20 protein-coding genes and 1 tRNA gene are annotated in these 21956 nt (G+C 57.0%); 8 read left to right on the top strand and 13 right to left on the bottom strand.

Annotation, left to right across the window (positions count from 1 at the left end):
• Positions 1-9: 9 nt before the first annotated feature.
• The 4 genes from ACIQ20_RS01555 to ACIQ20_RS01570 form a co-directional block, all read right to left on the bottom strand.
• The gene (locus tag ACIQ20_RS01555) at positions 10-1041 is read right to left on the bottom strand and encodes an ABC transporter ATP-binding protein (RefSeq protein WP_395776750.1); all 1032 of its coding nucleotides are present in this window, start codon (positions 1039-1041) and stop codon (positions 10-12) included.
• Positions 1038-2627 (bottom strand): ABC transporter permease, encoded by a 1590-nt coding sequence (locus ACIQ20_RS01560; RefSeq protein ID WP_395776752.1) that lies wholly within the window; start codon positions 2625-2627, stop codon positions 1038-1040. The genes ACIQ20_RS01555 and ACIQ20_RS01560 overlap by 4 nt, the downstream gene beginning before the upstream one ends.
• Positions 2624-3697 (bottom strand): extracellular solute-binding protein, encoded by a 1074-nt coding sequence (locus ACIQ20_RS01565; RefSeq protein ID WP_395776754.1) that lies wholly within the window; start codon positions 3695-3697, stop codon positions 2624-2626. The genes ACIQ20_RS01560 and ACIQ20_RS01565 overlap by 4 nt, the downstream gene beginning before the upstream one ends.
• Before the next feature lie 131 nt (positions 3698-3828).
• On the bottom strand, positions 3829-5595 hold the full coding sequence (locus tag ACIQ20_RS01570) for a DEAD/DEAH box helicase (RefSeq protein WP_395776756.1): 1767 nt from the start codon (positions 5593-5595) through the stop codon (positions 3829-3831).
• Positions 5596-5917: 322 nt separating this feature from the next.
• Between ACIQ20_RS01570 and ACIQ20_RS01575 the strand changes: the two genes are divergently transcribed.
• Positions 5918-6544 (top strand): 1-acyl-sn-glycerol-3-phosphate acyltransferase, encoded by a 627-nt coding sequence (locus ACIQ20_RS01575; protein WP_395776758.1) that lies wholly within the window; start codon positions 5918-5920, stop codon positions 6542-6544.
• Here ACIQ20_RS01575 and ACIQ20_RS01580 read toward each other — a convergent pair.
• From ACIQ20_RS01580 to ACIQ20_RS01590, 3 genes are all read right to left on the bottom strand, one after another.
• On the bottom strand, positions 6541-8361 hold the full coding sequence (locus ACIQ20_RS01580) for an AMP-binding protein (protein WP_395776760.1): 1821 nt from the start codon (positions 8359-8361) through the stop codon (positions 6541-6543). The two genes, ACIQ20_RS01575 and ACIQ20_RS01580, sit on opposite strands and share 4 nt — an antisense overlap.
• A 47-nt stretch (positions 8362-8408) precedes the next feature.
• The gene (locus tag ACIQ20_RS01585) at positions 8409-8777 is read right to left on the bottom strand and encodes a hypothetical protein (RefSeq protein WP_395776762.1); all 369 of its coding nucleotides are present in this window, start codon (positions 8775-8777) and stop codon (positions 8409-8411) included.
• A 132-nt stretch (positions 8778-8909) separates the two neighbouring features.
• Positions 8910-10049: a beta-ketoacyl-ACP synthase III gene (locus tag ACIQ20_RS01590; protein WP_395776764.1), complete on the bottom strand. Its 1140-nt coding sequence runs from the start codon at positions 10047-10049 to the stop codon at positions 8910-8912.
• Positions 10050-10252: 203 nt separating this feature from the next.
• Between ACIQ20_RS01590 and ACIQ20_RS01595 the strand changes: the two genes are divergently transcribed.
• Both ACIQ20_RS01595 and ACIQ20_RS01600 read left to right on the top strand, forming a co-directional pair.
• Positions 10253-10840, top strand: coding sequence for a glutathione S-transferase family protein (locus tag ACIQ20_RS01595; protein ID WP_395776766.1), 588 nt, complete (start codon positions 10253-10255; stop codon positions 10838-10840).
• Positions 10841-10943: 103 nt separating this feature from the next.
• Positions 10944-12476: an acyl-CoA carboxylase subunit beta gene (locus ACIQ20_RS01600; RefSeq protein ID WP_395776768.1), complete on the top strand. Its 1533-nt coding sequence runs from the start codon at positions 10944-10946 to the stop codon at positions 12474-12476.
• A 6-nt stretch (positions 12477-12482) separates the two neighbouring features.
• Here the strand turns inward: ACIQ20_RS01600 and ACIQ20_RS01605 are convergent, their stop codons facing one another.
• On the bottom strand, positions 12483-14045 hold the full coding sequence (locus ACIQ20_RS01605; RefSeq protein WP_395776770.1) for an acetolactate synthase large subunit: 1563 nt from the start codon (positions 14043-14045) through the stop codon (positions 12483-12485).
• A 121-nt stretch (positions 14046-14166) separates the two neighbouring features.
• Between ACIQ20_RS01605 and ACIQ20_RS01610 the strand changes: the two genes are divergently transcribed.
• Genes ACIQ20_RS01610 through ACIQ20_RS01620 form a run of 3 tightly spaced genes read left to right on the top strand, consistent with a single transcriptional unit; the run spans position 14167 to position 17167 of the window.
• Positions 14167-15177 carry an NADP-dependent oxidoreductase gene (locus ACIQ20_RS01610; RefSeq protein WP_395776772.1) on the top strand — a complete coding sequence of 337 codons (1011 nt, stop codon included), beginning with the start codon at positions 14167-14169 and terminating at the stop codon, positions 15175-15177.
• A 14-nt stretch (positions 15178-15191) separates the two neighbouring features.
• Complete coding sequence (locus tag ACIQ20_RS01615) at positions 15192-15998, top strand: enoyl-CoA hydratase/isomerase family protein (RefSeq protein ID WP_395776774.1); 807 nt, start codon at positions 15192-15194, stop codon at positions 15996-15998.
• A gap of 2 nt (positions 15999-16000) precedes the next feature.
• On the top strand, positions 16001-17167 hold the full coding sequence (locus ACIQ20_RS01620; RefSeq protein ID WP_395776776.1) for an acyl-CoA dehydrogenase family protein: 1167 nt from the start codon (positions 16001-16003) through the stop codon (positions 17165-17167).
• 1 nt (position 17168) lies between these two features.
• Here ACIQ20_RS01620 and ACIQ20_RS01625 read toward each other — a convergent pair whose 3' ends face one another.
• Complete coding sequence (locus tag ACIQ20_RS01625; RefSeq protein ID WP_395776778.1) at positions 17169-17405, bottom strand: GIY-YIG nuclease family protein; 237 nt, start codon at positions 17403-17405, stop codon at positions 17169-17171.
• Positions 17406-17568: 163 nt separating this feature from the next.
• Positions 17569-17644, bottom strand: a tRNA-Ile gene (locus ACIQ20_RS01630).
• Between the two features lie 173 nt (positions 17645-17817).
• Between ACIQ20_RS01630 and ACIQ20_RS01635 the strand changes: the two genes are divergently transcribed.
• A complete protein-coding gene (locus ACIQ20_RS01635) occupies positions 17818-18585 on the top strand; it encodes an SIMPL domain-containing protein (protein WP_395776780.1) in 768 nt (255 codons plus the stop codon).
• A 106-nt stretch (positions 18586-18691) separates the two neighbouring features.
• On the top strand, positions 18692-19687 hold the full coding sequence (locus tag ACIQ20_RS01640) for a sodium-dependent bicarbonate transport family permease (RefSeq protein ID WP_395776782.1): 996 nt from the start codon (positions 18692-18694) through the stop codon (positions 19685-19687).
• Here ACIQ20_RS01640 and ACIQ20_RS01645 read toward each other — a convergent pair.
• The 3 genes from ACIQ20_RS01645 to ACIQ20_RS01655 are packed head-to-tail and all read right to left on the bottom strand — an operon-like array spanning position 19684 to position 21784.
• Complete coding sequence (locus ACIQ20_RS01645; protein WP_395776784.1) at positions 19684-20316, bottom strand: carbonic anhydrase; 633 nt, start codon at positions 20314-20316, stop codon at positions 19684-19686. The two genes, ACIQ20_RS01640 and ACIQ20_RS01645, sit on opposite strands and share 4 nt — an antisense overlap.
• A gap of 39 nt (positions 20317-20355) precedes the next feature.
• Positions 20356-20823: an NfeD family protein gene (locus tag ACIQ20_RS01650; RefSeq protein ID WP_395776786.1), complete on the bottom strand. Its 468-nt coding sequence runs from the start codon at positions 20821-20823 to the stop codon at positions 20356-20358.
• A gap of 4 nt (positions 20824-20827) precedes the next feature.
• Positions 20828-21784 (bottom strand): SPFH domain-containing protein, encoded by a 957-nt coding sequence (locus tag ACIQ20_RS01655; protein WP_395776788.1) that lies wholly within the window; start codon positions 21782-21784, stop codon positions 20828-20830.
• Positions 21785-21956: the final 172 nt, after the last annotated feature.

A 21956-nucleotide genomic window follows, 5' to 3' on the forward strand; every position in this document is an offset into this window, starting at 1 on the left:
TAGTCCGCTTTAAGCTTTAAAGACAAACACATCTTCAGGAAGCAGGCTTAGGGCAACATGTTGACCTCTCTCTGGCGCGGTTTTCGCCTCAACCAGAGCGGTAATAAACCCGCCATCGCCCGTGTCACCCTGCAGCTTAAGCGTCAGGAAGCGGCCAACGCCGCGTCGATCTATAACGGTGAACTGCCCGTTGTCTGAGGCCGTAACGAGGGTGGCTTCGGGTCGGGAGCAAACAACGACTGGGCCGTCAAATGAACTTTCAAAGGTGCCAAGGCGTGTCTCTACACGGCCATTCTCAGCGTGACCATCAAGGCTCCAAACGGCACCAAGCGCGCGGGCTGCTTCTAGGGACTTGGGTGCACGATAGACGTCGCGTGGCAAACCGCTTTGCAGAATGCGGCCATGCTCAATGATCGCGACTTGATCGGCAACCGCTAGGGCTTCTTCGGTATCATGGCTGACAATCAAAGCAGCGACGCCTGCTTCTGCTAAGGTGGCCAGCATGCTCGATTGCAGGTCAGCGCGCAGATGTGGGTCAAGGCCGCTGAAGGGTTCATCCATCAAAATGGCACGCGGGTTAGGGGCAAGGGCGCGTGCAAGGGCGACGCGTTGTTGCTCGCCGCCGGAGAGCTCGTGCGGGAATGCGCCGCCGCGGTCACCAAGGCCAACACGCTCCAGCCAAGATGCCGCCAAGGCGCGCCGCTCTGGCTTACCCAAATGGCCAAGGCCAAATGCTACATTGCCTAAAGCGGTCAGATGGGGAAACAGGGCATAGTCCTGAAACACCATGCCTAGGGGACGCTTCTCGGGCGGCACAGTGGTGCGCACGTCACTGACCAGTTTGCCGTCAGCATAAACCTGGCCCGCGTCCAAGCTTTCAAGTCCTGCCAGCACCCGCAGAAGCGTGCTTTTGCCAGAGCCTGATTGCCCCAGTAGAGCCAGCACTTTGCCTGCCTCTAGGCTTAGGCTCACATCATCCAGCGCTTTGACTGCGCCAAAGGTGCGGCTGAGGTTGCGTGCTTCAAGGGCAAATGCGCTCATGATTGCCCCGCCCGCGATTTCGAAAGGCCGTGTGAAAACAGAAGGGTGGGGATCAAAGCTACCAACACAATCGCAAGTGCAGGCCACGCGGCTGCGCCCAGACGCTCATCGGCGGCATAGGCATGAGCGCGGACTGCCAAGGTATCAAGGCCGAATGGGCGCAAAATGGTGGTTGCGGGCAATTCCTTGGCGATCTCAACTGCCACAATCAAAGCCGCCGCAAAGGCTGACGGGGCAGCTAAAGGGGCTTCTAACGTCAAGAAGCGCTTGATCCGGCTTGCGCCTAAAGTCTGTGCCGACTCCCGCATCGAACGGGTCGATTTTTCAAGGCCAGCACTCAAGGGCTCTAGCCCGGCTGCAGTGAAACGCGCGGCATAGGCATAGCAGAGCGCCACGATCGCTAGTGGGCCGCTCAAAGCTGCAACGACATGAGACCCGCTCAACGCGAGTGCTGCCAATATGCCTAGCGCCGTCACGGCACCGGGGGTCGCATAGCCCGCAAGGCTGACCGCGCGGACGAAGGCGCTAGCTTGCGCGCTGCGTTGACCTACAAAGGCGCTGAGCCCTGCCAAAACTAAGGTGGCGCTAGCCCCCAGCGTGCAAAGCAGTGCGGTAGCAGCCAGTGGCTTGCTCAAGGCCCGCTCGGGCAATCCGCTCGCGATCGCGAGGTTTGCGAGATGCATCACAGGGATGACCAAGCCCAACGCCAGAAGCACAAAGCAAAAGCCGGTTACAAGAACTTGATGCACAACAGAGACAGGTGCCCTTTGCGGTGTACGCCAGCGGGTCGAGCCCCCCGACACCAAGCCCGCCCGCGACTTGCGTTCCAGCCAAACCAAAAACAACACGCCAACCAGCAGGAGGCATGCGATGCGGGCCGCAGCAGCCAAATCACCCATGGAAAACCAAGCGCGAAACACGCCAATGGTCAGCGTGGAAACGCCCAAATGGTCGGCTGCCCCATAATCAGCGGCAATCTCAAGGCCTGTCAGGGCCGCTCCTGCCGCAATCGCCGGGCGCGCCAGCGGCAAAGCCACAGTGACGAAGCGCTTCCACGCACCAGCGCCTAACAAGCGGGCGGCTTCCAAAGCGCAAACGGATTGGGCTTCAAAAGCGCCGCGTGCGGCTAGATAGACATAAGGGTAGAGTGTCGTGACGTAGACTAAAGTCGCGATCCAAAACCCGCGCGCGCCGGTCAAATCACCCCAAGCATAAGCGGCAACATAGGCAGGCATCGCCAAGGGCAAAGCTAATGCCCAACTCAGCACGGTCCGCCCCCAGAATTGATAGGCCGTGACGAACCAAGCGGCAATGACGCCGAAGATCGTGGCCCCCAAAGTCGCCAAGACCAGGAGCGCAAGCGAGGTCAGGGCCATTTCGCCTAAAAGCACGTGCGCAATATGGTCGAAACTGGCGCTTGGACGCAGGGCGGCCAGCACAGTGAACAGGACTGGAAGTCCTGGTACTGCGATCATGAGTGCATAGAGCGACCAATCTTTTAGCGGCAAACCAAGCAGCTTTGCAGTGCCAAGCCTTTCCCACTCCCGCGCGGGGTTGGGCCTAGCAGCCGGATCAAGTGTGGTCACTTCCAGCCCGCGCGATCAAAGACTTTCTGGGCCTCTGGTTGATTGGTACCCAAAGCAGCCATCGGGGTTTGGGCTTCTTTAAAGCCTGCGAGCGCTTTTAGCTCGCTATTGTCATCCATCGCACTGGCAAGGATGGGGAATTCATCATTGGCCTTGGAAAAGATTTTTTGCGCTTCAGGGCTTGCGAGGAACTCTAAAAACGCAATTGCATTGACTTTGTTGGGGGCGTGGGCCGCAAGGGCCCCGCCTGAAATATTCACATGGGTGCCTGCACCGGCCTGATCCGGGAAGGATAAGGCAATCTTGCTCGCAATCGCCTTTTCAGCGGGGTCCGTCGAGCGCTGCAAACGCACAGCATAATAATGGTTCACGATGGCAACCGCACATTTGCCTTCGGCAATGGCTTTGAGCTGATCTGTGTCTGAGCCTTCAGGTGAGCGAGCAAAATTCGCCACAACGCCTTTGGCCCAAGCTTCCGCCTTGGGGACACCCAAATCTGCGATAAAGGACGCCATCAAAGACAGATTATAGACATTGCTGGATGGGCGAACACATATTGTGCCTTTCAGCGCCGGCTCAGCCAATTGCGCATAAGTGGCAACTTGATCTGCTTTAATCCGAACAGGGTCATAAGCGATGACGCGGGCGCGCTTAGCAAAGCCAAACCAATCCTTCTTCGGACCTTGCAAAGTGGCCGGGACAGTCGCGTCCAGCTTTGCTGATTGAACCGATTGAAACAGGCCAGCGGTTTCAGCGCGCCAGAAATTGCCAGCATCAACCAAGAGGATCACGTCAGCAGGACTCTGCGTGCCTTCAGCCTTGAGGCGCTCCAGCAGAAGGTCGCCCTTCATTTCAATTCGATTGATCGTAATACCCGTATTTTTCTCAAACAAGTCATAGAGTTGCTCGTCCGCATCATAATGGCGGGCCGAATAAATATTGACTTCGCCTTTCGAGCCAGCGGCAGGCTCTGGCGCACCACAACCCGCAAGGGTCAGCAAAATTGTGGATGCAACAGCAACCGAAACAAACAGGCGGGCACGGGAGTTTTTGAGAATGGTTCGCATCATCAACTGGTAATGTCACAGCCGCAGTCATCCTGCAAGCCAAACTCACACTCAAAACCTGTTTCCATGCGTGGCACAAAGTCGCGGCTTGGCTTTGGTGTCGGCGCCAAAGCCAAGACTACGACCTTAAAATCCTACGCCTCGTCGTCGCTAATTGGGCCGAGGTGGATGGGGATTTTCATAAAGGCCGGCACATCATTGCCAAAAGCAAGGACGTCGGGGTCCTGATCTTGTTGGCGATAGCGATCTCTGCCACCGCGATCACCCCGATCATTGCGGTCGCGCTCATTGCGGTCGCGGCCACGTGGCCCTCTACCTTGATTGTCCCGTGGACTACGGCTTTGGCGGGGTGTTTCCGAAGCGTCCTGTGGGGCGAGCAATTCAAAGCCTTGCTCACCCTCATCATCTCCACCCAAATCAATCACCGCCATTGGGTCAGAAGCAGGTTCGCTGGGTCGGTTATCTGGTTTTGTGCGGCGGCGATTACGTCCACCTCGGCTGCGGGTACCAGTGGCTTCAGCAGCAGCTTCAACGGGCGCAGTTTCGCTTTGCTCTGCGAGTTCAGCGCCAGATTCGACGACTTCAGCGGTTTCTGTATCGACTTCCACTGGCGCGGCAGGCTTCCCGCGACGGGGACGGCTGCCACTTTTGCCGGAGCCAGAGCCCGAGGCTGGCGATGGTCGACGATCGTCTAGGACTTTTTCTTGTGGCATGCCTTCGATGTCAGCAAACTCGATCGTCGTCTTGATCAAGCTTTGTACCGCGTCCAAAGCTTTGGTGTCGCCCGGTGTGACGACCATAAAGGCCTCACCCAAACGGCCAGCACGCCCGGTCCGGCCGATGCGGTGGACATAGTCTTCAGCATGGCGCGGTACGTCGAAGTTAAACACATGGCTGACATCGGGGATATCGAGGCCGCGGGCCGCAACATCCGAAGCCACGAGGATTTGAAGTTCGTTGTTGCGGAAACGGTCCAGCGTGGCGGTGCGCACACTTTGCTGCAAATCGCCATGAATAGGGGCGGCATCAAAGCCATACACCTTCAAGGATTTTGCCACGATGTCGACATCGGTTTTGCGGTTACAAAACACAATGCCATTCTTCATGGTTGCCATGGCCGACTGGATCGCGGCGCGCAGCACGGCGCGCTTGGTCTTGGGGTCAGAGGAAGGGCTTTTCAACAAGCGCTGCGTGATGGTCGCGGCCGCTTGGGATTGCCGTGCAACTTCCACTTTGGCAGGGGCTTGCAAGAATTGTTCGGTCAGGCGCTTAATTTCAGGCGGCATGGTGGCCGAGAAGAACAAGGTCTGGCGGGTAAAGGGCGTCAGCTTCACGATGCGCTCAATATCCGGGATGAAGCCCATATCCAGCATCCGGTCGGCTTCGTCGATCACCAGCATATTGACGCCGGTTAGCAACAGCTTGCCGCGCTCAAAATGGTCGAGTAGGCGGCCAGGTGTTGCAATCAACACGTCCACCCCTTTGGTCAAAAGTGCGTCTTGATCGCCAAAGGATACACCACCAATCAAAAGCGCCATCGTCAGCTTGTGGTTCTTGCCGTACTTGCGGAAGTTTTCGGCGACTTGGTCAGCCAGCTCGCGTGTTGGTTCAAGAATCAGGGTGCGCGGCATACGTGCCCGTGCTCGGCCCTGCGAAAGGCGCTCAATCATCGGCAACACGAAAGCGGCTGTCTTGCCAGTGCCGGTTTGAGCAATGCCCAAAACGTCGCGCCCCGCCAAGACTTCAGGAATGGCTTTCCATTGGATGGGGGTTGGTTTGGTATAGCCCGTTTCGGCAATAGCGCTCAAAAGCGGGGGCGAGAAACCCAAATCGGCGAAAGTTACGCCATCTGGAGTCTCGCTAATCGGGCCGGTATCACCGGTCCCGTTGTTGTCGGTCATTTTATCGTCTCACAATGTTTTGCGGCGAGGCGCCGAACATGGCGCGACTTACCCATCATCCCCCTGGATGGTGGGCTCCGTGGTTACGTCGTGAGCGTAATTGTACGTAAAGTCAATGAAGCGGACACTTTCTCGCAGCTTGCTGTAAGCAATGTGTCCAATCTGACACCACACTTTGATAGGGTTTAAAGACCTAAACTCGACCGTTTAACGCAGCATAAAGCTGATCGGACTGTAAATGATGGTTGGACAAGCTGTAGCGAAGGTCGCAAACCTTGAGCCTTGGTTTAGAAAACACGAGTATAGCCTTGGAGGACGACGCGTGAGCACTACTGACGGCCACCAGATTTTCGATCCAGCTACCCACAAACCAGCGCCATTTCGCGGGTTTCTGCCCGAAATCTGGCGCTATATCTGTGCCTTGTATCTAAAGCTGAGCGGATGGCGGTTGCAGGGCGATTGGCCAGATCTTCAAAAGGCGGTGATTCTCGCGGCTCCTCATACCTCCAATTGGGATGGCATCTTAATGCTGGCGACGGCGGGCCAATATCGCATCACCTTGCGTTTCATGGGGAAGAAAAGTCTGACCGAGGGCCCCTTTGGTGGGATTGTGAAATGGCTGGGCTGTGTGCCGGTGGATCGTTCGACCAGCAATGGCCTCGTCACCAGCATGACGACGGCTTTTGCCAATGCACGTGACTTGTTCTTGGCCATTCCTCCTGAAGCAACGCGCGCGCGGGCTGAGGAATGGAAAAAGGGCTATTATCTGATCGCCCAAGCAGCCGTCGTGCCCATCGTCTTCGCCGTGATGGACTTCGCTACCAAAACCGTCCGCATCAGTGGGTCTATCAAGCCGACCGGGGATTACGAGGCCGACTGGGCGCTGATCCGCAGTCACTATGATCGCGCCGTAGGCAAGCATCCCGCTAATTTTGCGCTACCTGCCTAAACCAGATCAATGCGCTCTAGAGCTGGCTCTTGTTGATAGAGAGCTTGAACGGCAGTGGCCCGATAGGTCCGGCATGCGCCTTGGTTTAGATAGCCCTTATCGGTGATCTCGCCATCCTCAAGGCTGGGCGGCGTGGTCAACAGGATCAGGCGGGTGATGCGTCGTGTCGTGGGCTGACCTGACCCCGCTTTCTCCAACGATGTTTTGGCGTGTGCCCGCACCTTTTCATGCCAGACCAAGGTATCTAGCTCTTCGTCGAGACCAGCAAGCGCGCGCGCTTTGCCGAGATTGATAAAGGCCAATGCGCCCAATTCTTCTTGGCCCTCGCCGCAAATCACGGCGTCGCTGAACAGGCCGTCTGAGGCTTGGACAAGGGCAGGGCGGACAAGGCCAGCAGGCACAAAACTGCCATTGGCGAGCTTGAATTCCTCAGACAAGCGGCCATTAAAGGCGAGGCCAGCTTCTGGCTGACCCGCATCAACAAAGCGTAGCGCATCGCCCAGCTTATAGAAGCCCTCTTCATCATAGGCATCGGCGGTCTTGTCAGGCGCGTTCAGATAGCCCGGCGTAATACCTGGGCCTTTGACACGGGCTTCAAGCTTGCTGCCTTGGGGCACAAGCTTCAAGGTGAGGCCGGGGACGGGTAGCCCGACAAGGCCCATGATTTCGTTGGGCCAATGCACATTGCAGACAGTCGGCGCCGTCTCAGTCGCGCCATAGCCCGCTGCCAAGGTGATTTCTTCCCCGGTTTGGCGCGCGGCCACCTGTTGCAGACGCCGATAGACATCTTGGGTCAAGGCCGCCCCGCCATATTGCATGATGCGCAAATTGGCGAAAAGGGCTTGGGCCAAATCTTCATCTTGTTCCAGAGCGCTAGCCAGAAGCGTCCAGCCGAGCGGCACGGTGATGTGGTAGTTCGGTTTGACGTGCTTGATTGTGGCAATCGTGGCCAAAAGGCCCTCAGCCGTTGGAGTGCCGGGGTCGATCCAGAGGCTACCGCCAGCGTGCAAGAGCATATGCAGCACTGCATTGCCGCCAAGAGAATGGCTCCACGGCAAATGATTGGCCATGATGATGCCATCTGGCCAAATCTCGGCTTCGCGCTGTTCGTCAAAGGTGGAGCGGATTTGGGCCGCATTAATGGCCAAATTGGCGTGCGTGACGGTGACTGCCTTGGGCGAGCCCGTTGAGCCGGAGGTCAAAAGATATTTGCATGCATCGCGCGGGTCGATGCTGTCCAAGTCAGGCGCGTCCTGTGGATCGGCGAAGAGGGTATCGAGCGAGATTTCGCCCGCTGTACCAAATCCATCGCCGGGCGAGATCACGGGCACGCCCACTTCTTCCGCCCAGAATGCTGGCTTGGCGAAAGCTTGCCCCTCCATAAAGACCGCTGCTGCTCCCAGCGTTTTGAGGGCTTCGTGCAGGCGTCGGGGGTCCCGCGCTTTTGTGGAATAAGCGGGTGTAATTGCCGCTACGGCGAGGCCGGCCAAGGGCGCTGCATAGGTCAAAAGCGCATGACTGATCGAATTAGAAGACGCGATGGCAATAATGCTGCCGCGTGGAAAGCGGCCATAAAGCCCTGCAGCAAGGGATTGCACCAATGTCCAGCCATCCTCATAACTGAGGTGCCGCCAAGCCCCCGCCTCAAAGCCTGCAAGCCAAAGCCTGCGCGGCGCTTCATCAGCCCAATGCGCCAAGGGTGCCACAACATTGGCAAAAGCGGGTCGCAAGGGATGGGGGTTAGTCAGCAAGATGGTGCCGTCGGCTTGACGGGTCAGATCAATCTTGACGGGGGAGATATAAGGGGCAGCACGCATCAGCCACAAATAGCCGAGCCCGTTTCACTTTGCACCTAGCTCTTACTCTAATGGCTGTTGCCACGCCGGATTCGAATTCTTGGCGAGGCCTCATTCAAGGGCTCAACCCGGTAGCGCTTGCCCTTGCGCTCTGGTGCCACCCAGCCTCCAGGCGGTTCCAATCGCGGGTTCCCTTCTGTCTGCTCTGCAAACTGGCGGACGGGCGGTTGTGGAGTGACCACCATGAAACCGCGCGTGCTTGGACTTTTCTCAAAGCGCTTGTCGAAGAAATGTTTTGGCGCTCCACCAGTTGGAGGCGGGATCAGTTCTTGCTCAATAGCAATTTTTTCCCGAGGGGCCGAAACAAGCTCTTGGTCTTTGCTCTCGGTTTGAGCCGAGGATCCAAAGCCAGCCGCTAGCAATGCAAAGATCAACATGGCGCAAATCCCCAAACCACACCTTCAAGCCACACCTTCAAGTAAGTGTAGCTTGCAGGCTGCATTAGGAATGTCGAGTGAAACTCTTGTAACCTTGGCTTGATTTCACCTTAAACCGTTCACAATGACACTTTAGGCCACTTTGCGGACAACAACAGAACCTGCCGAGTAACCTGCCCCAAACGAACAGATGAGGCCGGTGTCGCCCACGCCCAAGTCATCACTATTCTTGTGGAACGCGATGATGGACCCTGCAGAGGAGGTGTTGGCATAAGTATCCAGCACCGTAGGGCTTTCATCTTCAGTGGCTTCATGGCCCAGAACTTTGCCGGCGATCAGGCGGTTCATATTGGCATTGGCTTGATGCAGCCACATACGGCGCAGGCCCGATGCTTCTAGGCCCAAGGTTTCCATATGCTCGATAATCATGGCCGCCACCATGGGCACCACTTCTTTGAAGACCTTTCGGCCTTCTTGGACAAAGAGCTTGTCCTTCGCACCAATGCCTTCTGGGGCGGTGTGGTTTAAGAAGCCAAAATTGTTGCGGATATTGTTAGAGAATTGGGTTTTGAGTTTAGTACCGAGAATCTCCCAATGCGGCTTGTCACCGACGACATCTGCGGCCTCGATCAGAATGGCCGTGCCGACATCGCCAAAGATGAAGTGGCTGTCGCGATCTTTGAAGTTCAAATGACCCGAGCAAATCTCTGGGTTGACCACCAGCACGCTGCGCGCATGGCCAGCGCGAACGAAGTCTGCCGCTGTCTGAATGCCAAAGGTGGCCGACGAACAAGCCACATTCATGTCAAAGGCGAAGCCTTCGGGGTTACAGCCAAGCGCTGCTTGAATTTCAATCGCCATGGCGGGATAGGCGCGCTGCATATTGGACGCCGCACAGATAACCGCGTCTACCTCCATCGGGTCGCGGCCTGCGCGCTCAAGGGCTTGGCGGGCAGCCCGTACGGCGAGCTCAGCGAGAATCGACAATTCGTCATTCGGCCGCTCTGGAATGCGCGGGGCCATAATGGTGGGGTCCAAAATGCCATCCTTATTGACGACAAAGCGGGCCTTAATGCCCGAGGCTTTCTCAATGAACTCCACTGAGGAGGGCGTCAAAGCGGCCACTTCCCCGGCTTCAATCGCCGCTGCATGTTCGCCATTATAGAGCTCTACATAACGGTTAAAGCTATCGACCAATTCTTCATTGGTGATGGAATTTGGCGGCGTATAAAGGCCAGTCGCGGAGATAACAGGTTTGATTGCAGAGCTCACAGGCAGTCTTTCCATAGCTGTTAAAGTCGTGTGGGGCGCACTTCGGGGCACCGCGCAAGGGTGTAGGCATAAACCGTGTCACCTAACCCGTCGAGGCCCTCACGACAGAACCCGCCTCTAGCAGTCTTTAGGCGGACTCTTGAGACAATCTAATGTGAAGCTGTGCTAGGCGGTCCGAAGTGATCTGCAGGCAGGGGGAATACATGGAGATTTACGGCGACGATCGCTCTGGCAATTGCCTGAAAGTGCGTTGGACGGCAGAGCATTTGAACCTGCCCTTTGTTTGGCATGAGGTATTAGCGCTGACGGGTCAGACGGAGACACCAGAATTTCGCGCCCTCAATCCCTTTGGCCAGGTCCCCGTTGTGCGCTGCGACGACGGGCGAACGCTGGCCCAATCCAACGCCATCATACTTTATCTGGCCGAAGGATCAGCGCTGATCCCGACAGGTGCGTTTGACCGTGCCAAACTATTCGAATGGCTGTTTTGGGAGCAATATAGCCATGAGCCCGTCATCGCGGTTCGTCGTGCGAAAGTGCATCTGTTAGGCCAGACCGATGCCGAGATTGACCCGAGCCTTCTGCCGCGCGGCCAAGTCATTCTGAGCCGGATGGACGAGCATCTACGCGGGCAGGACTGGTTTGTTGGCACCGCCTTTACTTTGGCGGATATTGCGCTGTTGCCCTATACCCGATTTGCCGATCAGGGCGGGTTTGAGCTTCATCGTTATCCCGCTATTCAGGCTTGGATTCGCAGATGCGAAGAGCTTTTGGGTCTGCCCGCACTTTAGCACTTGCCGCTGCGAAAACTTGTCAGCGCGCCTTTGTCCCGCTAACCCAATTCCAACACCGCCTGCGCTGCCCACAGCGTGACTTTTTTTCAGGGACAGACCCATGCAAGATATTCTTCAAGCGCTTGAAGCCAAACGTGACAAAGCCCGCGCCGGTGGCGGCCAAAAGCGGGTGGATGCGCAACATTCTAAAGGCAAGCTGACGGCGCGTGAGCGGATCGAAATCTTGCTCGACGAAGGTAGCTTTGAAGAATTTGATATGTTCGTCGAACATCGCTGCACCGAATTTGGGATGGATGCGCAAAAGTTCCCGGGCGACGGCGTCATCACCGGCCAGGGCACGATCAATGGGCGCCTGATCTATTTGTTCTCGAAAGACTTCACGGTCTTTGGTGGGTCTTTGTCACTGACCCATGCAGCTAAGATCGTCAAAGTTCAGCAAATGGCTGCCCGCAATGGCGCGCCCGTGATTGGCTTGTTTGATGCTGGCGGCGCGCGCATTCAAGAAGGCGTTGATTCGCTGGCGGGCTATGCCGACATCTTCATGGAAAACGTAATGTCGTCAGGTGTGATCCCGCAGATTAGCGTGATCATGGGCCCCTGCGCCGGTGGCGACGTTTATTCGCCTGCTTTGACTGACTTCATCTTTATGGTGAAGGACACGAGCTATATGTTTGTGACTGGCCCCGATGTGGTCAAAACCGTCACCAACGAAGTCGTCACCGCTGAAGAATTGGGCGGGGCCAGTGTGCATGGTGCCAAATCTGGCGTGATTGACGGCAGCTTTGACAATGACTTCGACACCTTGTTCCAAATGCGCCGCTTGGTTGATTATCTGCCCCTTTCAAACCGCGAAAAGCCGCCAACCCGGCCGACCCATGACGACCCAGAACGGGTGGAAATGAGCTTGGATAGCCTGATCCCAGCCAATCCCAACAAGCCCTATGACATGAAGGAATTGATCGAGAAGGTTGTCGATGATGGCGATTATTTCGAGATCGCCAAGGACTTTGGCAAGAATATCATCACCGCCTTTGCCCGCATTGAAGGCTCTACTGTGGGAGTCGTTGCCAACCAACCGATGAGCTTGGCAGGCGTGCTCGACATCGACTCCAGCCGAAAGGCCGCCCGCTTTGTGCGCTTCTGCGACTGTTTCAACATCCCCATCGTGACCTTTGTCGATGTGCCGGGCTTCATGCCGGGCACCAAGCAGGAATATGGCGGCCTGATCAAACATGGCGCGAAGCTGTTGTTTGCCTTTGCAGAAGCCACGGTGCCAAAAGTCACCGTCATCACGCGCAAAGCCTATGGCGGTGCCTATGATGTGATGAGCTCCAAGCATTTGCGCGGCGACGTCAATTATGCGTGGCCGACCGCAGAGATCGCCGTGATGGGTGCTAAAGGGGCGGTGGAGATCATCTTCCGCGCCGACATGGGCGACCCAGACGCGATTGCCGCCCGCACGGCAGAATATCAAGATCGCTTTGCCAATCCGTTTGTCGCGGCACAACGCGGCTATATTGATGACGTCATCATGCCGCACTCCACCCGCCGCCGGGTCGCCAAGGCCCTACGCGCCCTCAAGCATAAGAAGCTTGAGAACCCGTGGAAGAAGCACGACAATATTCCGTTGTAGGGTCGCCTACATCACCGCTTCAATCAGCACGGGAACATTCGCCGCGATGGCGTGGGCCAGCGCGGTATCAAAGGCCTCTGCAGTGTCGCAAGACACCGCCTCAACCCCTTGACCTTCAGCCAGTTTCACCCAATCGAGGGTGGGCTTGTCGAGCGAAAGCATAGAGCTGGCCGCAGGGCCAGGTTGGCCTGCTCCGGTGCGGCCCATCTCAATATTCAAGATACGATACGAACGGTTTGCGAACACGACCGTCACCACGGGCAGGCGTTCGCGCGCCATCGTCCAAAGGGCTTGCAACGTGTACATGCCAGCGCCATCGCCGGTTAGTGCAATCACTTTGCGGTCTGGGGCCGCCACTGCTGCTCCAATGGCCAAGGGAAGTCCTTGGCCGATTGCGCCACCGGTTAGGAACAGCCAATCATGCTGAGCGGCTGTTTGGGTTGCCATGAAGTGCGGCAGGCCTGCGGTAACCGCATCGTCAGAGATAATGGCCTGATCGGGCATATGGCGCGCCAGAGAGGCCGCACAGGTGTAAGGCGTGATTTTGCCTGTCGGCATCGGCTGTTCGGTGCGCGCTGGCGCTGGTGGGGCCTCTGGCGAATCCAAGGCATCGGCCAAAGCGGCCAAGGCTTCAGCCGTATCTTCGCTGCGACCCGAAAGCTCGATGGTGGCGCAGCCTTCCGGCACCAATATGCTGGGCTTGCCGGGATAAGCGAAAAAGGCGCAAGGCACACCGGTGCCGGCCAAAATCATCAGATCAACGCCTGCCAGATCTTCCATCGCCATTTCAGCAAAATAGGCCATTCGGTCTGGGCCAAAGCGGCCTGCACCGCGCGCGAGCCGTCCGACAAATGTATCGCACAAAACCCGGACGCCAGCAGCCTTCAATCGCGACATAATTTCAAGCGCGGCTTCATCATAAAGGGCCGGGCCATTGACCAGCACGACGGGCTTTTGCGCCAGTTGGATGGCGTCGGCCACCGCTTCGACTTGGGCAAGGTCAACGAGGGAGAGGCCGGGTATTGATACGCGAGGCGCATCGGGGCCAGCCGCACTCCATGCGCTGTCAGCGGGCAGGATCAGGGTCACAGGTCCTGCTGGCGGCCCCATGGTTTCGACAAAGGCTTTCGCCGCTTTTTCGCCTGCTTCGCTGGCCTTCTCCACCACCCCAACCCAACGCGAATTGGGCTTTACCAGCGTTTCAATGTCAGAGGCTAAGGGCGCATCCAAGGTGCGGTGATAGGTGGCGTGATCGCCCACCACATTGACCATGGGCGCATAGGCGCGCCGCGCATTATGAATATTGGCTGCGCCATTGGCATAGCCCGGGCCCAAATGCAAAAGCGTCATAGCAGGTTTGCCCGCGATACGGGCAAACCCGTCCGCTGCGCCCGTCGCCACCCCTTCAAACAGACATAAGACCGAGCGAATGCGCGGCTCTCGGTCGAGGGCTTGGACCAGATGCATTTCGCTGGTGCCGGGATTGGCAAAGCAGGCCGTGACCCCATGTTCGGCCAAAGTCGCCACCAATTGGTCTGCGCCGGTGCGGGTGTCGGTTTCTTGGGTCATGCTTTGCCTCATCGCTATTTGGCCAATCCTTGCCCGAGCCAAACTCTGCTGTCACGACAGGAAAACAGATCAGATGCACTTTTGGGCTGACAGGACGCCCATTGCGCGCCAAGGTGTGGGCATGACCCAAATTTACCGTATCACCCTCGCCCGCCATATCACCGGAACCCCCTCGCTGGAGGATTTCAAACTGGAAGCGTTTGAAGCCCCGCCTTTGAAGGAGGGCCAGTTTCGGGTGGAAAATAAGTTCGTTTCTGCCGACCCCGGTACAAGGTCGCGCCTTTCGGGGACGGATTCCTACGCCGGTGCTTTGAAAATTGGCGATCCGATTGATGGCTTTGCCGTCGGCCATGTGGTGGAAAGCCAAAATCCTGCCTTTGAAGTCGGCCAATTGGTGACCCTAGGCTCGGGCTGGGCCAGCCAGTCTATCTCCAATGGCCGCGGCTATTGTGCGAAATTGCCGGACTTGGACGTGCCATTTTCGGCTTGGATCGGTGTCCTAGGCGTGCCCGGCATGACGGCTTGGTTTGGACTGAAGCGTATTGGGCAGATCAAGCCCGGTGACCGCGTGATTGTAACCTCTGCTGCTGGCCCTGTTGGGGCAACTGCTGGCCAACTGGCCAAGGCTTGGGGTGCGTCGCGTGTCGTCGGTGTTGCGAGCGCCGGCGATAAGTCAGATTGGCTAAAGGCTGAGGCTGGCTTTGACGAAGTAATCGACTACCGCTCGCCCACGTTTGCGGCCGATCTTGCTGCGGCCATGCCCGAGGGTGCGGACGTGTTGTTCGATAATGTCGGCAATGCGATGATTGATACCATTCTGCCTTTGATGCGCCCGTTTGGCCGCATTGTTGTGTCTGGCCAAGTAGCGGATTATAATGTCGCGTTGCCTGACCGGCATGGCATTCTTAATACCGACCGCTTCATCACCCATCGCCTCAAGATGGAGGGGCTGGTGGTATTTGATGATCTGCGCGCCTTCCCAGAAGCTCAAGCCGAAGCTGCCGCCATGATTAAAAGCGGACAACTCAAGCTCAAAGAAGTGGTCTCTGAAGGCGTGGAAAGCCTGCCTACGGCCTTTTGTGCTTTGTTCCAACCCGGTGCCACCTTTGGCCGCCGGATTGCGCGCATTTAAGTGGGGCGAGGTTTATGGAGTTTCAGCACTATTCCCGCATCGAATTTGCTTATGACCAAGGTTATGGGCCGCGTGTTCTGGTCGTCACCATCAGCGGCAATAATCCCGTCAATGGCGTCGATGAAGCCATGCATGAGGAATTGGCCCGTGTGTTTACCGATTGCCAGCGCGATCCCGACAGCGATCTGATCGTCTTGACCGGCAAGGGCCGTGTATTCTGCGCAGGCGGCGACTTGGATTGGTTTGACGAGCAAATCAGCAATCCCGCCAGCTTTCGCGCGATTGCGCCTGACGCCAAGCGGATCGTGTTGTCTCTCCTCGAACTTGAAAAGCCGATCATCTGCCGTCTAAATGGCGCAGCTGCAGGGCTTGGGGCCACGATTGCTTTGATGTGCGATGTGATCATCGCCGAAGACACGGCCAAGATTGGCGACCCGCATGTGAAGGTTGGCCTCGTCGCAGGGGATGGTGGTGCCGTGATTTGGCCAGCTTTGATCGGCGTAGCGCGGGCGAAGGAAATGTTGCTGACAGGCGACTTGATCTCTGGCGCAGAAGCGGCCCGTATTGGCCTTGTCAATTATGCCGTGCCTTCTGACCAGCTTGATGGCAAAGTCGCCGAAATGGCTGGGAAGATCCTCGGCAATCCACGTTGGGCAGTGCGTTGGACCAAAGTCGTCATGAACCAGCAGCTCCGCCAAGCGGCTAATCTGACCATGGATGCAGCTGTCGCCTATGAGACCTTGTCCAATATGGCCAAGGACCGCGCCGAAGCCGTCGCCGCATTTAAAGAAAAGCGCAAAATGAACCTGACAGGGGAATAGAATTGCCGTACGCCTTTGCCCCAGAACCCGACTACGTTACCGAATTACGCCATCAGTTGCGCCGCTTTGTGGAAGCCAAGGCCCCACGTGAAAAGCGCCAACTCTGGGACCGCACCCATACTTGGCCGCGCGACCTGTTTGCTGAGCTCGCCGCCATGGGCATTTGCGGGCTGACGGTTGAGGAAGAGTTTGGTGGCCTCGGCCAGGACGTCTATGCCGCTGTGGCGGTGATCGAAGAATTGTGCCGGGCAGGGGCGTTTTTGGCAGGGCCCTTTATCCATTGCGCTTTTTATGGCGGGATGAACATTTCCGAAAACGGCAATGACGCGCAAAAGGCCGCCTATCTGCCCGCCTTGGCCAAGGGCGAACTCATGTTCTGCTATGGCCTGTCTGAACCCGATGTGGGGGGAGACTTGTCCAGCGTTACCACACGCGGCGTCATTGACGGCGATCATGTGGTGATTAATGGGGCCAAGCGCTGGTGCACAGGCGCGGACTTTGCCGATTACATCTATTGCCTGATCCGCACCGAAAGCGATGAGAAGCGCAAGAACCTCGCCTTTGTGTTGATCCCGAAAGATACGCCGGGCGTAGCCCTGCAGCCGATCGAGCACGTCAATCTGCGCTATACGCTGTCGAGCGATGTCTATTTCGACAATGCCCGTATTCCCGTTTCCAATATCGTCGGTGGGCCTGAAAAATGGGGCAAGGGCTGGGGCATGTTGGCTGGCCGCGCACTCGATGTTGAAAAGCTGGAAATTACCGCCGTGACCTTTGGCATCGCGCAAGCCGCCGTCGAAGAGGCTTGGGCCTATGCGCAAGAGCGTGTGCAATTTGGCAAAGTCATCTCCGGCCACCAAGCCATCCGCCATGCTTTGGTTGAGGCTCGCACCAAGCTCGAAGCCTGTCGGCATATGCTCTACCACGCCGCTTGGCTCGCCACGCAGAACCTACCCTGCGGCATTGAATCCAGCATGGCCAAACTCTTCGTCGCCGACACCGCCGCCGAAATCGCCTTGATCTGCCAACGCGTGCTGGGTGCCTATGCCCTGTCGGATGCCTTCGACATGGAACGCCACGTCCGCGACCTCCTCGGCATGCGCATCGTCGGTGGGTCCAGCGACATGCAAAAGAATAACCTCGCGGGCCTTTGGGGGATGAAGGGGTAGGCTATAAACGCTTCTTAGCGAAAGCCCTGCCGGATGCGGATTTGAGATGCTTCTCAAATGCCCAAGCTTGGGAGTCATCGGAAAATCCTAGGTATGTTTTGACCCGCCAAGGGCCATATTTGGACGTGTGTGTTACTTCGCCAGCATTATGCTTAGCTAGCCTAGCCTTCAGATCAGCGGTAGCGCCGACATAGAAGTGGTGCCAGTCGAGGCTTTCTAGAATGTAGACGTATTTCAATTTTGAACTTCCTCGTGTTTGGGAAGATCAGCCACTGGAAACACAGGTGTGAGATGATCGTGTGGGCCCAGCTTCGCCGCGGCGAGCCGGGATCATATAACATGCAGGCACACTACGCACTGCGTGCTTCGGCTCGCCAAGCCGTAGCTCGAAGAGCGAAGCCTGGTGGGTCGTGTAGGACTCGAACCTACAACCAGACCGTTATGAGCGGCCGGCTCTAACCATTGAGCTAACGACCCGTGCCATGGCGAACCAGAGGCGGGAGGCGGGGAGATAGCGGTTTTTGGTGCGTCGCAAAAGCCTCGTCCTCATTTGAACGCAGATCGGTCTCTTTTTTGCCCAAAGCAGTGCAGACTCTGTTCATGTTGGTTTAGGTAGAAACCACAAGACCAATCTGGGAAGGGAATACATCATGCGTCAGTTTCATCGCCACACCCTCTTATCGGCACTAGCACTTGGCACAGTCGGGCTCGTGCCCCTGTCGGCGATGGCGCAAGCCGCACCTGCCATGGGCGCGCCTTGCTGCGTGGCTCCAGCACCTGTCACGCCGACAACCTTGAACTTCACTGTCAGTGCGGATCAGAAGAAAGCGCCAGACATGGCGACCATGGGGGCAGGGGTGGTGACGACTGCTAAGACCGCTAAAGCCGCCATGGAAGACAATGCGCGCAAAATGTCGGCGGCCTTTGTGGCGCTGAAAGCCGCAGGCATCGCCGACAAGGATATGCAGACCTCTGGCGTGCAGCTCAGCCCGCAATATGATTACACCAACGGCACGCGCCCGCGCATTGTAGGATACCAAGCTTCTAACCGCGTGACCCTAAAACTGCGCAAGATTGAACAAATCGGTGCCGTGATGGACGCTCTTGTCGCCCAAGGCATTAACGAGATTGACGGGCCAAACTTCGGCATTGAGAATCCTGAAGTTATGCTGGATCAGGCGCGCACGGAAGCCATGACCACCGCGATGCGCCGGGCAGAGCTTTACGCCAAGGCCGCAGGCATGCGGGTTAAACGCATTGTCTCGATCAATGAGAGCGGTGGCTACATGCCCCCGCAACCTATGCCGATGATGATGGCCCGCGCTGCGATGGCTGACTCCGCTGCACCAACACCTGTGGCTGCAGGCGAGGTAAGCTATTCGATCCAAGTCTCGCTGCAAGTCGAGCTCGAGAAGTAGGAACCAAATCACAGGTTTTGGTCCGACGACGGTTGATCACACAGAAGTGGTTGAGAAAGTCGGACCAAAGCTTGCAAACTGGTGGGTTTCGGGGTAGCGCCCCGCCATGTTTAACTTTGACCTCGTCGCAGCAAACCTTCTCTCGCCCGCCGTTATTTGTTTCGCTTTGGGTGCCTTTGCCGCTTATGTGAAGAGCGATTTGCGCGTCCCCCAGCAGGTACACGAGACCATCTCGATGTACCTCTTGTTCTCGATTGGCCTCAAAGGCGGGATCGCGCTTGATAATTCGGTAGGCGCTTCGATGTTGCTGCCTTTCCTAGCCACCATCTTTATGGGTGTTTTGACGCCTTTGATTGCCTTTTACGTCGCAAGACAGATCGGCAAACAAAGCATCGTCGACTCTGGCGCCATGGCCGCACACTTCGGCTCGGTCAGTGCTGTGACCTTTATGGCCGCATTGAACTTCGCGACGTTGAGTGGGTTTCAGATCGAAGGTTATCTGACCGCACTGCTGATCGTGCTGGAGGTACCCGGCATCATTATTGGCATCGTGCTGGCGCGCCTCATGTCGGAAAACCGCACGATCAGCGTCAACCATGTGCTGCGCGAAGCAATCACCAGCAAGAGTGTTATGCTGATGGGCGGTGGTTTGCTGGTTGGCCTATTGACGGACGCCAAAGGGATTGAAGCGGTTTCCACTGTCTTCATTACGCCTTTCCAAGGCGTCTTGGCTTTCTTCTTGTTGGAACTTGGCGTGGTAGCATTAAAACGCCTACGGGAATCGAAGGCACCTTTGCCCTTTATGCTAGGCTTTGGCATCACGATGCCCATCGTGTTTGGGGCGATTGGCTTGATCGTCGGCCACTTCGCGGGCTTCTCGGTTGGCGGGACAGCCGTTTTCGCTACCATGGCTGCCAGTGCATCTTATATTGCGGCCCCTGCCGCCGTGCGTATGGCCATGCCAGAGGCGAACGAGGGCCTCTACCTCACCACCTCAATCAGTATTACCCTGCCGTTCAATATCATCATCGGGATACCTGCCTACTTCGCGGTCTCGGCGATGATAAGCGATTGGCCGACGCTAGCGAGCTTAATGCCCTAATCCGCCGCCCGTGGGTCTGCTCGCACCCAGCCGCGTTCATGGTTGAACAAGTCCAACCCGCCAGTGGCGATGTCAAAGCGCGCGCCTTCTAGATTGAGGGTGCCGGCTGCGACCTTTTCCGCGACAAACGGGAAGCTCAACAAGTTGGACATTGAGAGCTCTACGCTCGCGCGTTCGCACGGTTCGATCTCTTCGGTGTTTAAGGCCACGACGACAGGGACCAGCACATCGATCCATTGGGTTACAAACCGCATTGTTTGGCCTTTATGCCCAGCCTTGGTACCCCATCGCCCCCGGTCGATCGCAGCCTTTACCCCGCCACAACGGGCGTGGCCCATGACAAGGATCGTTTTCACGCCCAGCGCCTGGACCGCAAATTCAATCGCTGCTGAGGTACCGTGCAGGCCTTCGCCTTGCTCAAACGGCGGCACAAGGGCGGCCACATTGCGCACGACAAACAGCTCACCCGGCGACACGTCAAAGATTTGACCGGGATCGGCGCGAGAGTCCGAGCACGCAATCACCAGCAAGCGCGGGGTTTGGCCATCGGCCAATTGTTCATAGAGTTCGCGCTGGTGCGGCCAAGCATCGCGACGAAAACGGCTATAGCCTTCCAATAATCGATCCATCAGAAACCTATAGCCGCACCTGTCCTTGAATGGGAAGGCTTAATTGGCGCGTGTCACGTGAAGGACCGCGCCTTCAACCCCTGTCACCACCAAAACACTGCCGCTGGCTGGTTCGGCCCCGTCGTAGGTTTTAGCTGCCCATTCTGTGTCACCTAGGCGCACCCGACCCATGCCGCCAACAAAGTTATCGACCGCAATCGATGTTTGCCCAATATGACGCTGAAGCGGGGAGTTTAGAGTAGGATCTTCAGATGGCGTCGTATCTGGTTTGAAAAAGCGGCGCCCTGCAACGGTCGTTGCCAATGCAAACATGGCAAACGCAACCAATTGCAACGGCAGACTTGCTTCAGGGAAGATCGCGGCAAGTGCGGCGGTTAGGGCTGCTGCCGTCGCGATCCACAACAAATACGCTGTACCGGTCAGCAATTCAGCCGCCAAAAGCGCCGCCCCAATGCCAAGCCACGTCAACGCGCCAAAGCCCGCCCAATTACTGATAATTGCTTCCATGGTCTTAGCCCTTCGTGGTTGGAACAGAGGTGCGGCCTTGTCCTTGGCCTTGAGTTGCCGTGCCGGACATGGTCAATTGGCGCACGCCTTCGATCGCTGAAGCAATTGCGCTCAACTCGGTGGGCACAATCACTGTGCGTTGTTGGGGCGAGGAGGCCAGCTTGCCAAAGGCCTCGACATAGGATTGGCCGAGGAAGTAATTCAGCGCATTGACGTCGCCGGCTGAGATCGCGTCGGACACCATGCGCGTCGCGTTTGCTTCAGCCTCTGCTGAGCGTTCCCGGCCTTCTGCGTCCCGGAAAGCCGATTCCTTGCGACCTTCAGCTTCTAAGATAACCGCTTGCTTATGACCTTCAGCGCGCAGAATGGCCGCTGCCTTGTCGCCTTCTGCGGACGTGATTTCGGCACGACGCTCGCGCTCAGCCTTCATTTGCTTGGCCATGGCCTCATTGAGGTCTGCAGGGGGCGACAGGTCTTTGATCTCAATCCGCACCACTTTGACACCCCAGGGATTGGTGGCGGCATCAATGGTCTGCAACAGCCGCGCATTGATGGTATCGCGCTGAGATAGGACTTCGTCCAATTCCATTGAGCCGATCACGGTGCGCAAATTGGTTAGCGATAGATTGGTGATCGCCAAGCGCAAATCCTCGACCTCATAGGCGGCCTTGGCGGCGTCAAACACTTGGGTGAAGACCACCGCGTCGCAACGCACCATCACGTTGTCACGCGTGATCACTTCTTGGCGCGGGACGTCCAAAACGCTTTCCATCATAGAAATCTTGCGGCCGATTTGGTCCATAATCGGGGTAATGAAGTGAATGCCGGGGTGCAGGGTACGCAAATAGCGACCAAAGCGCTCCAACGTATATTGGCGACCTTGTGGAACGATTTTGACAAATGTGGTGACAAAAATGACCGCCATAACAACCAATGCGGCGGAAAACCAAAAAAATTCCATGAATTACCCTCCCAATAAGGAGCAATGAAGCGCAGGCCACAGAGCGGTACGAAACGTCGTACCAAGCCTACCCTAAATCATTGCCCGCGAGGAATATGTGTATTGCCAAACCAGATTGAAAGAGCCCACTCGCTTTCCTGTGGATAAAATGGTGGATAAATTTGGGGATAGT

It is taken from the genome of Aquidulcibacter sp. (assembly GCF_044346625.1).
GTDB lineage: Bacteria > Pseudomonadota > Alphaproteobacteria > Caulobacterales > Aquidulcibacteraceae > Aquidulcibacter.